We start from the raw sequence: 14792 nt of genomic DNA on the forward strand, positions 1-14792 counted from the left end.
CGAGGGGGTGCTGAGGTGACGGGACCACATGACCCGTATCAGCAGGGACCAGCGGGGCAGTGGGGCGCACCCGAGGGGCCGACTCAGGAGCACTGGCAGGCGCCGCCGCCGACGGCTCCGTACGGTTATGCGCCATCGGACTACCCGGACGATTCGATCGGCCGCCTGTATGACGGAATTCCACAGGGCTATGCGGTCCCCCCGATGTATCCGGGGCTCCCGGGGCAGGACCCCTTCGGGCCGCGGAAACAGTCCAAGCCGTGGATTCTGATCGCTTCGATCACCGCGGCGGTCGTCGTCGTGCTCGCGGTGGTGTTGGTGGTGATCCTCAACCGGGACACAGATCCGCGCCAATCGGTCAGCCCGCCGACCACCACGGTGTCCTACGCGAACCCCGAATTGCCCACAGTCAGTGGCGCACCGACGTATCTGACACCTACTGCGCAGCCGCCTAGTGCGCCGATGCCCCAGATGCCTGTTCCGCCTCCGGCGCCGACGGGTCCGCCCAAGGCCCCGGGGCAGGTGGCCGCAGTCGGTGACTGTATCGCGTTGGCCGCTCCCTCGGACTACAAGGCGGTGGCGTGTACGGACCCCAAGGCTGCGTGGCGCGTGATCGAGGTCGTTCCCGGCGGCAAGTGCCGGCAGACGTACACCGGATTCACGGCCGGTGATTTCTCGTATTGCATTGCCCCGCAACTGCGTGTCGGCTCGTGCTATCAGACGGCAGTGGTGATGGGCAGCACGGTGTTCGTGGCCGCGGATTCCTGCCAGGCGCCGAAGGCCTTCGTCGTGTTGTTCGTGATTCCGGGGACGAAGGAGGCTGCGCAATGCAAGGGCAAGCCCGGGGTGGTTCATTCCTTCGCGTTCCCCGATCCGCCGATGGCTATCTGTACGAGCGAGTTCGCTCCCTGATCGTGAAAACTGGGACCGGTCAACTTACGGAAAAACGCTTCCGACCAGTCGCTATCGCGCAATAGGATCGTCTCCTCATCAGAGGGGACATCATGATCACAAACTTCCGCCGGTTTTGGGCTGCCGGAATTCTCGCCGGGGCGGTCGCTGGGGCAGTCGGCCTTGCCGGACCGGCACATGCCGATGGCGAGGGAGAGTTCTTGCAGCTCATCAACGACAACATTCCCGGGGCAAACCCCTATAACGCGGGCAACGCCGCGATGTACGTGCACGCCGGGAACATGGCCTGTGGGGTGCTGGGCAACGGCGGAACGAAGGACGAGGCCATTGCGGCCGCCACATTGCTCCCGTGGTCTCCGAAGTGGGCGTCGAAGGCGGTGGTCGAGTACGCCCCCCAGACCATGTGTCCTGACGTCAAACACTGACGCCTAGCGCGGCGGCCCCTTTTCGATCCGCCTGCGCAACGCTCCGAGGGGATCGTCGTGCTCGGTGTGCCAGTCCGAGTCCAGGTACCAGGTGTAGCCGGCCTCGTGCAGCGTGGCGATCTTCTCACGTGTGGCAGTGAGGTTGTCGAAGTCGGTCGCTGCTTCGTACACCACGTCGTAACTGCCGGTGTAGCCCAATTCGCTTCGTAGTGAATGAATTTCACGTGCGGCCTCGAGCCATCGCGGCAGCGGCGGGCTGAAGTCGAACTGTCCGTCGGCCGTGGTGATGTTGGGCAGCAGCCCGTCGCAACGTGCGGCGCGGGACAAGGACTTGCGTGAGCCACTCACACCCACACACCAGGTGGTGATGCGCGGCTTCTGTGCCGGTGGGGCAGGCGCCATATGCGTCGTGGGCGTCACCTGGTAATGCGTTCCCTGGTAGCTGAAGGGCTGGCCTTCCCATAGCCCGAACAGGACGTCAAGTCCCTCGTCGAGTAGCCCGGCGCGTGCCTTGCGGCCCTGGTCGCGTTCGAAGGCCAGCCAATTGTCATGCAGTGCACCCATTCCCACCGATAAGATGACCCGGCCACCGGAGAGTCGATCCAGCGTCGCGGTGGTGGATGCCAGATCCCACGGCTTGCGGCGTGATAGCGGCGTGAGCATGGTCCCGAGCTTGATTCGGGTGGTGCGCATGGCCGCCGCCGTCAACGCCACCCATGCGTCGACACCCCACACGGGCTCCCAACCGAAGACGGCGTCCCAGCCCGTCTCCTCGGCCAGCGCGGCCAGCTCCGCGACGTCAGCGGCGTCTCCCGTCGTCAGGACGATTCCGTACTGGATGCCGGCGGTCATGTGCGCGAGTATGCCGACGGGGTGTGACAAATCCTTATCGGGTAATACTGACCGGGTGACTCTTTCCGATGCCGCACTGGCCGCAGAACTTGCCCACGAAGCCGGACAGCTGTTGTTGCAAGTGCGTGCCGAGCTCGGGTTCGACGACGCCAAGGCGCTCGGCGCGGCCGGCGACAAGCGTGCGAACACGCTGCTGCTGGAACGGCTGGCCGTCGAACGTCCCACGGACGCGGTGCTCTCGGAGGAGGCGGTCGACGATAAGGTCCGCCTCGGCGCGCAGCGGGTGTGGATCATCGACCCGCTCGATGGCACCCGCGAGTTCGGGATTCAGGGCCGCGACGACTGGGCGGTGCATGTCGCGCTGTGGCAGGCGGACCCGGAGGGACAACACAGCGGGGGGGCGATCACCGATGCCGCCGTCGCGCTGCCCGGATTGGGCACCGTGTTTCGCACCGACGAGACCCGGGTGACTCCTTCGGCGCGCGCTGAATCGGATCCGATCCGGGTTGTCGTGAGTGCCAGCAGGCCCCCGAAGCTGCTGACCGAAATGGCAGAACGGCACAACATCGAACTGATCCCGATGGGTTCGGCCGGGGCCAAGGCGATGGCGGTGGTGCGTGGCGAGGCCGACGCGTATCTGCACGGCGGCGGCCAGTGGGAGTGGGATTCCGCCGCACCTGCGGGTGTGGTGCTCGCGGCCGGGCTGCATGCCTCGCGCCTCGATGGATCCCCGCTGCGGTACAACCAACCGCACCCGTACCTGCCGGACCTGATCATGTGCCGCTCCGATCTGGCGCGGCTGCTCCTGGATGCGGTGGCCGAGCTCGCCTGAGCACCTCATACAGTGGTGCCATGCAGTCGTGGGCGTCGGCGCCGGTTCCTGAACTCGACGGTCGTGGTCCGCAGCTGCGGCTGTACGACACCGCCGATCGTCAGGTGCGGCCTGTCACGCCGTCGTCCGGTCCGGGATCCAGCGCGACGATGTACGTGTGTGGCATCACTCCCTATGACGCCACCCATCTGGGCCACGCCGCAACGTATCTCACGTTCGACCTGATCTATCGGCAGTGGCTCGACGCGGGTCTGGACGTGCATTACGTGCAGAACGTCACCGATATCGACGACCCGCTCTTCGAACGTGCCGACCGTGACGGCATCGATTGGCGTGAGCTGGGGGACCGGGAAACCGACCTGTTCCGGGGCGATATGACGGCACTGCGGGTGTTACCACCGCGGGAGTACGTGCGCGCCACCGAGTCGATCGCTTGCATCATCGAACTCGTCGAGAAGATGCTCGCCTCAGGCGCCGCGTATGTGGTGGACGATCGCGAGTATCCGGACGTCTACTTCCGTGTCGACGCCACCGAGCAGTTCGGCTATGAGTCGGGGTACGACATCGAGACCATGTCGCGGCTGTTCGCCGAACGCGGAGGTGATCCGGCCCGCCCCGGCAAGGCCAATGAGCTCGACGCCCTGCTGTGGCGTTCCGCGCGACCGGGGGAGCCCAGCTGGGAGGCGTCGTTCGGGCCGGGCCGGCCGGGTTGGCATGTGGAGTGCTCAGCGATCGTGCTGCGCGAGCTTGGTGCCGGTATCGACATCCAGGGCGGCGGCAGCGACCTTATTTTTCCGCATCACGAATACAGTGCCGCGCACGCCGAAGCCGTTACGGCGCAACGCCGTTTCGCACGGCACTATGTGCACGCCGGGATGATCGGGTGGGACGGGCACAAGATGTCCAAGAGCCGCGGGAACCTGGTGAAGGTCTCGGGATTGACGGCCGATGGTGTGGATCCCGCGGCGATCAGGCTCGGGCTATTGGCCGGCCATTATCGCGCCGATCGGTCCTGGAGTGACGCCGTGCTTTCCGAGGCGCAGGGCCGTGTGGCACGCTGGCGACACGCGGTGGCACTGCCTACCGCACCGAGTGCCCGCGACGTGGTGTCCCGGGTGCGGCGCTATCTCGCCGATGATCTTGATACACCGAAAGCTCTTGCAGCCCTAGATAACTGGGTTACCGATGCGTTGGCATACGGCGGCCACGACACCGAGGCCGGAACCCATGTGCGTCATGCGGTGGATGCCCTGCTGGGAGTGCGGCTGTAGCGTCGGACCATGGGTTCAACGCCGAACAGCATCGCTGGTAAGACCGTCATGATCACCGGCGGTGCCGGTGGAATCGGAGTGGAAGTCGCCCGCAGGCTGTGTGCCAAGGGTGCCAACCTCGTGCTCACCGATCTGGACGAGACCAAGCTTGCCGCGGTTGCCGACGAGCTGGGTCGCGATCGGGTGCTGGTCGTGGTCGCCGATGTCTGCGACCTGGCGGCCATGGAGAAGGCCGTCGCACAGGCCGCGCAGCGGTTCGGCGGGATTGACGTGGTGCTCGCGAACGCCGGCCTGCTGGCCTTCGGCTCGGTGCTGCAGATCGACCCTGCCACCTTCAAAAAGTTGATCGATGTCAACGTGCTCGGGGTGTTTCATACGGTGCGCGCGGCCCTGCCCTCGGTGATCGAACGACAGGGGTACGTGCTCATCGTGTCCTCCCTGGCCGCGTATGCCGCCGCACCGGGGGTCACGGCGTACAACGCCTCCAAGGCGGCCGTTGAGCACTTCGCCAACGCGCTGCGCCTGGAGGTCGCACACCGGGGCGTCGATGTCGGTTCGGCGCATATGTCGTGGATCGACACCTCGATGGTGAACGACCAGAAGGCCAACCTGTCGGCGTTCTCGGAGATGTTGACCCGCCTGCCACCGCCGTTGGGCACTGTCACCTCGGTAGAGGCCTGCGGCAAGGCCTTTGTGAAGGGCATCGAGCGCCGCCGTCGGCGGATCAACTGCCCCGGCTGGGTGGGTGTGACGCACTGGCTTAAGCCCGTGCTGTCGACGCCGGTCGGCGAGATCCCGGTCCGGGGCATGATTCCCGAGATCCTGCCGCGTATCGATGCCGAGGTGGCCGCCTTGCAACGCGCTGCCCATGACGAGGTGGAGCCGGCCTAACGGCGCCATATACCCACTACGGGTATGGGGTGTATGTGTATCGTGGGGTGATGGCCCTCGGCGGTGAACGCGCAGCGCGACGCGGGGGCCTCACCGTGGCATCGGTGCTGCTGCGGGCCCTGCTGATCATCGCGGTCGTACTGATGCCGTTGTTGACGTGTCCCGCGGCGTGCGATGCGGCGCCCGGAATTATTGGCACGTCGGCCAGGTCGGTGGGTGCCGACAAGGTGCCACACGTGCTCGCCAATCTGGTGGGCGCTGACGATCATCACGAGTGCCACGTGTTGCCCGTGTTCAGCGCCGCCTCTGCCGCTGCCGTCACGCTCTCCGGGTGGGCTGTGGCCGTCGTGGCGGTGACGGTCACGGTGCTGGCGGTGTGTGCGATGTGGCGCCCGAGCACGCACGGTCCGCCCCGGGTGCGGCCCTACTGGTTGTTGAGCAACGGTCATAAGCGTCTCGTGCATTTTTGCGTGATGCGGCGCTGACGGGTTTCGGCTGCCCTGTCGGCCGCGGCGGTGCCTCAATGTCTCACACGTGGACGGCGATGCGCGTCGGGTGGCCCAATCACTCATGGCTTCAACATCTTTTAGACAAGGACACGATCACCGTGGCTATCTCGTTTTTGGCTGGGCTGTGTGCTGTCACCGGTCGCATTGGCGGATCGGCGTTGGTGGCGGGGATCGCTGCCGTCGTATGGGCAGCCCCCGCCTACGCCGGTCCGACGCAACCAGGTCCGCAGGCGCCAGGTAATGCCGAGTCCGTGATCACCGCACTCAAGCTCCGCGGGGATCAGGTCGTCATCAACCGCAACGGCCCCAAGAAGCCGCTGTCGGAGTGCACCGCCACTTCGGTGCGAGTCGGTCGGCACATCTATCGGTATGCGCCGCAGCGCAAAGGTCCTCCTACGCGCTCGCTGGACTCCCACGTCATGTACGTCACCGTTCAGTGTTAGGCGGGTGCCAATTCCTTGACTGATACCCCTGGGGGGTATTTAATCGGGAGTATGAGTTCGCACATGGATCACCCCGACCATCCGTCGTCTCACCCGCCTGCCGGACCGTGCGAATCGGATGATCACGGCCATGGTCACCATCACGACCATGCGGGTGATGGCAGCGGCCACGGAGGCCACGGAGGCCATGGTGACCATGTCGGGCAGTTCCGCAGGTTGTTTTGGATCATGCTGGGGCTCTCCGTACCGGTGGTGGCGTTCAACGACATGTTCGCGATGGTCATCGGCTACCAATTGCCGACCACCGGCTGGGTTCCGTGGATCTCGCCGGTTCTCGGCACCGTCATCTACTTCTGGGGCGGCAAACCCTTCCTGGCCGGTGCGGTCGCTGAGGTGCGGAGTCGCAAGCCGGGAATGATGCTGTTGATCGGGCTGGCGATTACGGTGGCCTTCGTCGCCTCCTGGGGTGCGAGCCTCGGCCTGATTGACCACCAGCTCAATTTCTGGTGGGAGCTGGCGCTTCTGGTGGTGATCATGCTGCTTGGGCACTGGATCGAGATGCGGTCGCTGGCGCAGACCACATCGGCCCTCGACTCCTTGGCAGCGCTGCTGCCCGATAGTGCCGAACGTGTCGAGGGAGACGCGGTGGTGTCTGTCGCACCCGCCGATCTTCGGGTGGGTGACGTCGTTGTGGTGCGCCCGGGCGGCTCGGTGCCCGCGGACGGTCGAATCACCGAGGGCAGCGCCCATCTGGACGAGTCGATGGTGACGGGGGAGTCACGCGCGGTCCGACGTCAGGCCGGCGATCAGGTGGTCGCCGGCACCGTGGCCACCGATTCCGGCCTGCGCGTGGAAGTCACGGCGGTCGGCGACGACACCACACTCGCTGGTATCCAGCGTCTGGTCGCCGATGCTCAGGCGTCCAGCTCGCGGGCGCAGCGGATCGCCGATACCGCCGCGGGCTGGTTGTTCTGGTTCGCGCTCGGCGCCGCGGCGTTGACGGCTGTGGCCTGGACGATTCTGGGGGAGCCCGACACCGCGGTGGTTCGCGTCATCACGGTGCTGGTGATTGCCTGTCCGCATGCGTTGGGTCTGGCCATTCCACTGGTCGTTTCCATCGCCACCGAGCGCGCGGCCCGGGGCGGGGTCTTAGTGAAAGACCGCTTGGCCCTTGAGCAGATGCGCACCGTCGACGTCGTGCTGTTCGACAAGACTGGAACGCTGACCAAGGGTGCGCCCACGGTGACGGGTGTCGAACCCGTCGACGGACGCGATGCCGATGCCGTGCTGGCGCTGGCCGCCGCGGCCGAGGCCGACAGTGAGCACCCGCTGGCACGCGCCATTGTGGAAGCCGCTCGCGGCCGGGGACTGCGTGTCACTGCCGCCAGTGGCTTTTCTTCCGAGCCCGCGCTGGGGGTCACCGCGGAGGTCGCGGGTGTCCAGGTCGCGGTCGGTGGGCCTGCGTTGCTGAAAAGGCATGGTGCACAAGAGCTACCGATCGCCGAAGGATGGCGTACCGAGGGCGCGATCATCCTGCATGTGTTGATGGATGGGCAGGTCGCGGGCGCACTGCGGTTGGCCGATGACATCCGGCCGGAGTCCCGGGATACCGTCGAGGCGCTGCACAGACTGGGGGTATCGGTGGTCATGATCACCGGTGACGCGCATGCTGTGGCCAACACGGTGGCGGCCGAGCTCGGTGTGGATCGGGTGTTCGCTGAGGTGCGGCCCGAGGATAAGGCTTCTGCGGTGGCGCAGTTGCAATCCGAAGGACACACCGTGGCGATGGTCGGTGACGGTGTCAACGACGCTCCCGCGCTGGCGCAAGCGGATGTGGGGATTGCGATCGGAGCGGGAACCGATGTCGCGATCGCTTCCGCCGGTGTCATTCTGGGGAGCTCGGATCCACGGTCGGTGCTCTCGGTCATCGAGTTGTCGCGAGCCAGCTATCGCAAGATGAAGCAAAACCTGTGGTGGGCAGCCGGATACAACCTGATCTCGGTTCCGTTGGCGGCCGGGGTACTCGCCCCGATCGGATTCGTGCTCCCGATGAGCGTAGGGGCCATCTTGATGTCGGCATCCACCGTGGTGGTCGCGCTCAACGCACAGTTGCTGCGCCGCTTGGATCTTCGCCCGGAACAATCCGTGCGGCGAATCCTCGCGCGTTAGTTGCGTTCCGCAACGATGATCCGCTGATCCAGCATGTGCAACGGGTGACCGGCTTCGGGCAGCACCATCAGCGGCCGGAACCCAGCCTGCGATAGTTCATCGTTCCACTCGCCTTCGGTCAGGAAAATGCGCTCGCCCGCGCGGATATCGGATTGCCCTGGATGCGTCTGGCCGGGTGCTGCAGACATGAGGAACTTCAGGGACGTCAGCACCTGGTAGTTCGCGTTGCACGTCTCGATGAACACGATGGCGCCATCGGGATTGATGACGTCGTGAAGCTGGCGCAGGCTGTGCCCGATGTGCGTGGCGTTGTGGATGACATTCGCCCCCAACACGATGTCGTACCGTTCAGCGCCCGACAGGTCGGTGTTGAGGTTCATCAACCCGTAACGCAGCTGCGGGTTATTGGCGAACCGTTCCTGCGCCGCCGCGAGGAAGAACGTCGACACGTCGGTGAAGTGGTAGTCCACGGGAAGCCCGGATAGACCGGCGATTACCTCATCAGTTGTGCCGCCGATACCCGCGCCAAGCTCGAGGATCCGCACCGGTGAGCGGTCGCGCTGTAGGCGGGCCACCATGTTCGAGACGGTCTCGCGGGCAGCGAGATTGAGATAGCGGCTAATGAGATTCTCGCGATAGCCGGCTTCAGCGGTCAGCATATCCCCGTCGGGGAACAGCAGTTCTTGTACGCGCGCGCGGTCTTGTCCGAGTTCCAGGAGGCGGTTGTTGCATTTCTCCATGAACTCGACCAGCTCGCTTCGGTAACCGAGATCCTGGCACACATCCAGCAGTCGCGCCCGAGTTGGTGCGGGAAGAGGACGGTCGAGTCGGTATCCATGATCGGGGTGGTGACTCAGGTGTCCATGCGAGGTGAGCACTTCAAGCCATCGGTTGAGAAGCCACCGATGGCGTGGGGTGAAGCTCAGCCGGTCGGCGATATCGGCCGCCGAATGAGCAGCACCGTCCTGCAGCGCCGGCCTCAACACGGCCATCATCGCGTGCATCCCGAACAGGTCTAGATCATCACGGGCAGAGTGCATAACATCCAGATTCAGGACGCTTGGCATTGCCTTCTCGGCGGTGGCCCGGGCGCGCTGGGTGATGTCATCGAGGGTAATCGGCTCCGCCGGACGCGCGCTGGCCCGCTGTCCTGCGGGTGGGGAAGCTTTCTGCTCAAGTGTCGCGATGATGTCGTTAATCGACGCCCCGCCGAGTAGATCGGAAACCTCCAGTTCGTAGTCGAACTCAGCCTTGACGCGGCGACGGAACTCCAATGCCTGCAATGAATCAACGCCCAGGGCAACCATCGCTGCGGTGGTGTCGATGGTGTCGGCCTGGTCGGCGCCGATGACCTCGGCAAGTAGCGAAATCAGGTCGCGAGGTGGTCGGCCGCCGCTGGAAGCATGGTGAGTGGGTGCTTCTGGTGTGGCCTCTGTGATGTTCTGCGCCAGCTCGGACAGCGCAGATCCGTGTCCAAACGCATTGAGTGTCGCGTATCCGCGCGCCCAGTCGAAGTCGGCGACGATGGCGTTCTGCCGTAGTCCATTCATTCCTAAACGGATGGCTTCGGCGGAATTCATTGGGCGGTAGCCCAACCCGCCTAGGCGTTCAAGATCTGAGGAATCCCGGCCCTCGAATACGTCCCACTGGCCCCACTGCACCGAAACACAGTCGACACCTGCCGCGCGGTACCTGGTGGCAAGGCTATCGATCATCCGGTTGGCCGCGGCGTACAGTAGCATGCCGCGCCCGCCAAGCGTCGCCGCCAATGACGAGAACAACACCACGCGGCAACTGCTTTCGCGGGCGAAGGAACTCAGTAGGTTCGGTAGCCCGAGGACTTTGCCTCGGAATGCCTCGACGACGGTCTCGGCCTTGATGGCGCGCAGATCCAATTCAACGGTGCTCGAAAAATCTGCGGCCGCATGTGCGATGAGGTCAACCGGGTGGGCGAGTTCGTCGGCGAGGCGAGCCATTGCGGCAGCGTCGCCGACATCGCAGGTGGCGACGGTGACAACACACGTCGACGCCTTTCTGATCAGTGCGAGACGCTCTGTGATGGAAGGGGTTTCGCCCGACCTACTCAACAAGGTGATGTGCTGGGCGCCGGCTTGAGAGTAGTGCTCGCACAGTTCCAGTCCGAGTGCCCCGGTGCCTCCGGTGATGAGAACATGCGCTGGGTTCCCGGCGGCGTCGAACTCTAAAGGATCGGCCAGACGCAGACGTTTGACATGAAGTACCCCGTCCCGTAGGGCAAGTTCGGATTCCCCTCCAGTCATCAGCGCCATGAAGACGGCACGGGCGGTACCGCCTTGCGCGTCGTCGTGGCCAAGATCCAGATGCCGGAACGTCACGCTCGGATGATCCATGGCGAGGGTGCGGTACCCGGCGCTGATCGCCGCATGCACCGGGTTCGGCGGGAGATCGCTGGAGGTGACGGACTCGCCTCCCACCGTAACGATCCAGCAATCGCTCACCAATTTCGAGAGCGGTGGCAGCCAGCTACCACCTGCGAAGAACTTTGATACCGCTGTGACAGAATCTATTTCATCCGTCTCCGGCATAGCGGGAACGACTATCACCAAGGACTGCGTATCCTCGGCGACCTCGCCAGCGACAACCAGATGCAGCGGCACTCCCTGGTCCTCCGCTTCGACCTGCAATGCAGATACGAGTTGTGCGCAGTCACCGGTGGGGTCGACCACACTGAAGGGCCGAGCAGGCCGAAGTGAGCGCTGCGTCAGCCGAACCCACTCTTCCAGGACTACCTGCGCGCCAGGTTCGCGGCGCGGCTCCGCGTGTACCGGTATGGATTGTGTAGACGACGCCACCTGTTCTGCACGGTTATTTCTAGTTTCGTTGTAGGGCAACCACAACCGGATGTCATTGGTAGGGGCGTTCGGGAAATCCCGGAGAGGGAGCGCGAACTTAACCGGTGGTTCTGCGCGCAGGTTTTCCCATCCGTATCCGGGGGTGTTCACCGCAATGGCGGCGAGGTTCATGGTGAACTCGTCAAGGTTGGTGGCGGCGCGGGTTGAGGTTCCGACTACCGACGTGACCCGGTCGCCGGCTGCCGCAGCGCAGTTCTCTTGAACCGCAAGCTGCAATGTGGGGTGTTCGGCCAGTTCGACGAAGGTGTCGACGCCCTGGGCAAGGGCAGCCGTGATGGCCCGGTCAAACCTGACCGGATTTCGCAGATTTAAGAACCAGTACTGGTCCTGCGGCAAGTCGGGTGTGATCGCCTCGCCGAGGGTGGCGCCGAAACAGTCGATGGGGGAGTCCTGGAATCTGGCATCGCCGAGGCTGTCTCGTAGCTCTTGACGGACCTTGTCGCCGATGGTATTCATCAGGCTGGTATGAGCCGGGTATCGAACCGGAATCACCCGGCTGAAAATACCTTTGGCCGTGAGGTGTTCGACTATTTCGTGGATGGTTTCCCGGTCTCCGGAAATCCCGGCCATGGAGGCGGAGTTGAGCACTGAGACCTCGGCCCAGCCTGATCGGCGGGCAATGATGTCTTCACAGGCGTCACGGTCGATCGCCGCGACCGCCATCGCGTAATCGCTGGATCCGAAGGTGTCGACGATCCCGGCACGGATACCAACGACCGCGACGGCATCGGTCAGGGGCACAGTGCCTGACACGTATGCGGCCGCTATTTCACCCTGGCTGTGACCGATCGTGACATCCGGTGTGACACCGGACGAACGCCACATTGCCGCGAGTGCGGCCATCTGGGTGAACAGCGCGGGCTGAACGGTGCTTGCGCCGGCATCTGCCGGCACACTGTCGTCGAGGAGATAGCTCAGGGGTGACTGCCCGAACCGCGTCTCGAAAAGCGCGGCACACCGGTCGGCTTCGGTCCGGTACGCCTCGACTGCGTCATAGAAGACGCGGCCCATACCGGGACGCTGACCGCCTTGTCCGGGGAACACAAAACCAACGCGTTGAGCATCGGCGCTCAGTGCGCCATGTACGACCGCGGGGTGGTTGCGGTCATCGGCGACCGCACGTAGCGCTGACAGCAGACCTTCGTGATCGCTGACGGCCAGGATGGTTCGGTGGCGTCTGGGCACCCGGGTGCGAAAGAGCATGTCCGCGAACCGCGCTGGTGGCACTGTTGGGTGCTCTAGTGCGTATGCCAAGAGTCCGGCGGCTTCGGCCCGGACCAGTTCGGCGCTTTCGCTTGTCAGCAGGATCGGGATCGCGCCATTGGGAAATCGGTGACTAGAAATCGTCGCCGTCCTCTCTCTCGTTGGCCTCTGCAGGCATCGCGATGATGGCGTGTGCGTTGGCTCCACCGGCCCCGAATGATGAGACCGCGCCGTAGCGGATGCCATTCGTGGGCTCCCAGGGGTGCAGTTTGGTGGCAAGGCGCAGGCCGGTAAGGCTCCAGTCGACCTTGGTGGAAGGGTTGTCCGCGAAGAGTGTTGGGGGGATATGTCCGTATTGCCCGGACAGCAGGAGCTTGATCAGACCGACCATCCCTGCGGCGGCTTGGGCATGCCCAATGTTCGACTTGGAAGAACCCAGCAGTGCGTGAGATCCCCCGGCGCCATATGTGCTTTGAAGTGCCATGAGCTCCAACGGATCTCCGGCGCGGGTGGCGGTGCCGTGCCCTTCGACCATGCCGATCAGGGCTGGGTCGACTCCAGCGGCGGCGATAGTGGCGGCAACGAGTTTGGCTTGGGCGCGGCCACGTGGCACCAGGATGGGCTTGCCTTTCCCGTTGTGATTCGTGCGGATGGCCAGGATTCGGCCATAAATGTGGTGTCCCAGTGCACGAGCGCGCGACTCCTTCTCTACCACAACGACTCCGACGGCTTCACCCCATAGGGTTCCACTGGCGTCATCCGCGTAGGAACGGCAGTGTCCGTCGGATGACAGCGCGTGCAGCTTGGCGAATTCGTAGAACCCGCCTGGTGACCCCATGACACACACCCCGCCGGCCAAGGCCCATTCGCACTCATCGGCGCGCACCGCCGACGCGGCGAGGTGCAATGCCGACAACGACGATGCGCACGCTGAATCGACACACATGGAGGGGCCGGTCAACCCGAGTAGGTGCGATACGCGCCCCGCCACACCAAGTTGTCCGAGCCCGACGATGCGATGGCCGCTGTGCGCGTTCACCTCACCAGCCCTGGGGCCATATTCGTTGGGGGATACCCCGATGAAAACCGCGGCTTCCTCGCCGTCGATCAAACCAGGGTTGATGCCGGCGTTCTCGAGGGCTTTCCACGCGACGCGCATTCCGACGCGTTGCTGTGGGTCCATGGCGATGGCCTCGCGCTGGGTGATGCCGAAGAATCCGGGATCGAATGATGCCGCGTCCGTGAGAAATCCGCCGGCATCGCATATGTCTCCCCACCCGTCGAGCTGCGATACCGATAGCAAATCCTCGAGAGGCCAGCCGCGGTCACGGGGGAACGGGCCGACGAGCTCTCGACCGTCGGCCAACGCGGTCCAGAAAGCGGCGGGCGTGGTGATGCCTTGCGGCGCCTCGATCGCGATTCCGGATATGACGATGGGATCAGTTTCCGCAGATTCTGTGCGATGACGCGGTGTCGTCACGGCGTCGCTCATTCGTGGACTCGCGGCTCTCGACTGGCACCGGCCGTCACGAGCTCGGTGACGGCGGCCAGGTGTGAGTTGATGAAGAAGTGTCCACCCTCGAAGAGGGTCACTTGCAGATCCTCGGCGTGTTTGTCCCAGTCGTACAGGTCGCGCATGTTGACGATCGGATCGTTGTCGCCGCCGATCACATGGACTCGTGCGGCCACCTTCACGCCCGGGTCACACGAGTAGGTCTCAGAAGCTCTGTGATCGCTCTTGACGACTGGCAGCGTGAGCTTCAGCATGTCTCGGTTCGTGAAGATATCGCTGCTGGTTCCCTCGAGTGCGGCGAGGTGTTGGAGGAGTTCCTCGTCGTCCTCAGGAAAGCCAGGCTTGTTGCTGGCTCGGCTAGGAGCGACAGCCGCTGAGACCGTGAGCTGGCGTACATCGACACCGGCCGCTTCGGCGAGCCTGACGAACTCGAACGAGACAATCGCGCCCATGCTGTGCCCAAACGTATAGATCGGGATGTTGCGATTCCTGGGAGAGGTCTGGAACTCGTCGAATGCGCCCGCAGCAATGTCCTGGAGAGTGGTGAGCGCAGGTTCGCTGGCCCTGTCCTGCCGGCCCGGGTACTGGAAGACGATGACGTCGAAGTTCGAGCTGAGAGCTTTCGATAGGGCGCGGTAGGCGGATGCGCCGGCGCCGGCGTGGGGAAAGACCAGCAAGGGCGGCGAATCGGGCCTCTCTGGCTTGTGAAACTGCCTGATCCATCCAAGGCTCTGACTCACGTGCGGCAACCCTTCGAACTTTGTTGGTAGTTAGATAAGCCTAACGTAACCTCGAGTCCCGTTGTGCGCTCGTACCGGCGGTTGCGGCGACGGCCCGGCGCACACGCTCGGCTGCGATAGGGAGGTCCGTCCGTCCTGCAG

At 64.4% G+C, this 14792-nt stretch carries 12 protein-coding genes; 8 read left to right on the forward strand and 4 right to left on the reverse strand.

Annotated features, from left to right (window positions below):
• Positions 1-15 precede the first annotated feature (15 nt).
• Together DSM43276_RS09155 and DSM43276_RS09160 are read left to right on the forward strand one after the other, a co-directional pair.
• A complete protein-coding gene (locus DSM43276_RS09155) occupies positions 16-912 on the forward strand; it encodes an LppU/SCO3897 family protein (protein ID WP_078329161.1) in 897 nt (298 codons plus the stop codon).
• Positions 913-1004: 92 nt separating this feature from the next.
• Positions 1005-1337 carry a DUF732 domain-containing protein gene (locus tag DSM43276_RS09160; RefSeq protein WP_078329160.1) on the forward strand — a complete coding sequence of 111 codons (333 nt, stop codon included), beginning with the start codon at positions 1005-1007 and terminating at the stop codon, positions 1335-1337.
• A gap of 3 nt (positions 1338-1340) precedes the next feature.
• On the opposite strand, the gene DSM43276_RS09165 is transcribed toward DSM43276_RS09160, so the two are convergent.
• A complete protein-coding gene (locus DSM43276_RS09165) occupies positions 1341-2189 on the reverse strand; it encodes an LLM class flavin-dependent oxidoreductase (protein ID WP_078329159.1) in 849 nt (282 codons plus the stop codon).
• 55 nt (positions 2190-2244) lie between these two features.
• Here DSM43276_RS09165 and DSM43276_RS09170 point away from each other — a divergent pair, with 55 nt between their 5' ends.
• The 6 genes from DSM43276_RS09170 (at position 2245) to DSM43276_RS09195 (ending at position 8304) form a co-directional block, all read left to right on the forward strand.
• Positions 2245-3021: a 3'(2'),5'-bisphosphate nucleotidase CysQ gene (locus tag DSM43276_RS09170; RefSeq protein ID WP_078329158.1), complete on the forward strand. Its 777-nt coding sequence runs from the start codon at positions 2245-2247 to the stop codon at positions 3019-3021.
• Positions 3022-3041: 20 nt separating this feature from the next.
• Complete coding sequence (gene mshC, locus DSM43276_RS09175; RefSeq protein ID WP_078329157.1) at positions 3042-4292, forward strand: cysteine--1-D-myo-inosityl 2-amino-2-deoxy-alpha-D-glucopyranoside ligase; 1251 nt, start codon at positions 3042-3044, stop codon at positions 4290-4292.
• A 9-nt stretch (positions 4293-4301) separates the two neighbouring features.
• A complete protein-coding gene (locus DSM43276_RS09180; RefSeq protein ID WP_078329156.1) occupies positions 4302-5183 on the forward strand; it encodes an SDR family oxidoreductase in 882 nt (293 codons plus the stop codon).
• A 50-nt stretch (positions 5184-5233) separates the two neighbouring features.
• On the forward strand, positions 5234-5668 hold the full coding sequence (locus tag DSM43276_RS09185; protein WP_136629020.1) for a hypothetical protein: 435 nt from the start codon (positions 5234-5236) through the stop codon (positions 5666-5668).
• 59 nt (positions 5669-5727) lie between these two features.
• Positions 5728-6135 (forward strand): hypothetical protein, encoded by a 408-nt coding sequence (locus DSM43276_RS09190; RefSeq protein WP_412458652.1) that lies wholly within the window; start codon positions 5728-5730, stop codon positions 6133-6135.
• A 228-nt stretch (positions 6136-6363) separates the two neighbouring features.
• Positions 6364-8304 (forward strand): heavy metal translocating P-type ATPase, encoded by a 1941-nt coding sequence (locus DSM43276_RS09195; protein ID WP_109556029.1) that lies wholly within the window; start codon positions 6364-6366, stop codon positions 8302-8304.
• On the opposite strand, the gene nbtC is transcribed toward DSM43276_RS09195, so the two are convergent.
• Genes nbtC through DSM43276_RS09210 form a run of 3 tightly spaced genes read right to left on the reverse strand, consistent with a single transcriptional unit; the run spans position 8301 to position 14651 of the window.
• Positions 8301-12476: a nocobactin polyketide synthase NbtC gene (gene nbtC / locus DSM43276_RS09200; protein WP_327084854.1), complete on the reverse strand. Its 4176-nt coding sequence runs from the start codon at positions 12474-12476 to the stop codon at positions 8301-8303. The genes DSM43276_RS09195 and nbtC overlap by 4 nt on opposite strands.
• Before the next feature lie 55 nt (positions 12477-12531).
• Positions 12532-13890, reverse strand: a complete 1359-nt coding sequence (locus tag DSM43276_RS09205; protein WP_078329152.1) for a beta-ketoacyl [acyl carrier protein] synthase domain-containing protein — start codon at positions 13888-13890, stop codon at positions 12532-12534.
• Complete coding sequence (locus tag DSM43276_RS09210) at positions 13887-14651, reverse strand: thioesterase II family protein (RefSeq protein ID WP_078329151.1); 765 nt, start codon at positions 14649-14651, stop codon at positions 13887-13889. Before DSM43276_RS09210 ends, DSM43276_RS09205 begins: the two co-directional genes overlap by 4 nt.
• Between the last annotated feature and the right edge of the window lie 141 nt (positions 14652-14792).

Origin of the sequence: Mycobacteroides salmoniphilum (assembly GCF_004924335.1) — a bacterium.
Lineage (GTDB): Bacteria > Actinomycetota > Actinomycetes > Mycobacteriales > Mycobacteriaceae > Mycobacterium > Mycobacterium salmoniphilum.

Bases quoted from the DNA above. Each gene is read 5' to 3' on its own strand.
- DSM43276_RS09160 (WP_078329160.1), top strand. From the start codon at position 1,005: ATGATCACAAACTTCCGCCGGTTTTGGGCTGCCGGAATTCTCGCCGGG.
- DSM43276_RS09165 (WP_078329159.1), bottom strand. From the start codon at position 2,189: ATGACCGCCGGCATCCAGTACGGAATCGTCCTGACGACGGGAGACGCC.
- mshC (WP_078329157.1), top strand. From the start codon at position 3,042: ATGCAGTCGTGGGCGTCGGCGCCGGTTCCTGAACTCGACGGTCGTGGT.
- DSM43276_RS09180 (WP_078329156.1), top strand. From the start codon at position 4,302: ATGGGTTCAACGCCGAACAGCATCGCTGGTAAGACCGTCATGATCACC.
- DSM43276_RS09185 (WP_136629020.1), top strand. From the start codon at position 5,234: ATGGCCCTCGGCGGTGAACGCGCAGCGCGACGCGGGGGCCTCACCGTG.
- DSM43276_RS09190 (WP_412458652.1), top strand. From the start codon at position 5,728: ATGCGCGTCGGGTGGCCCAATCACTCATGGCTTCAACATCTTTTAGAC.
- DSM43276_RS09195 (WP_109556029.1), top strand. From the start codon at position 6,364: ATGCTGGGGCTCTCCGTACCGGTGGTGGCGTTCAACGACATGTTCGCG.
- DSM43276_RS09205 (WP_078329152.1), bottom strand. From the start codon at position 13,890: ATGAGCGACGCCGTGACGACACCGCGTCATCGCACAGAATCTGCGGAA.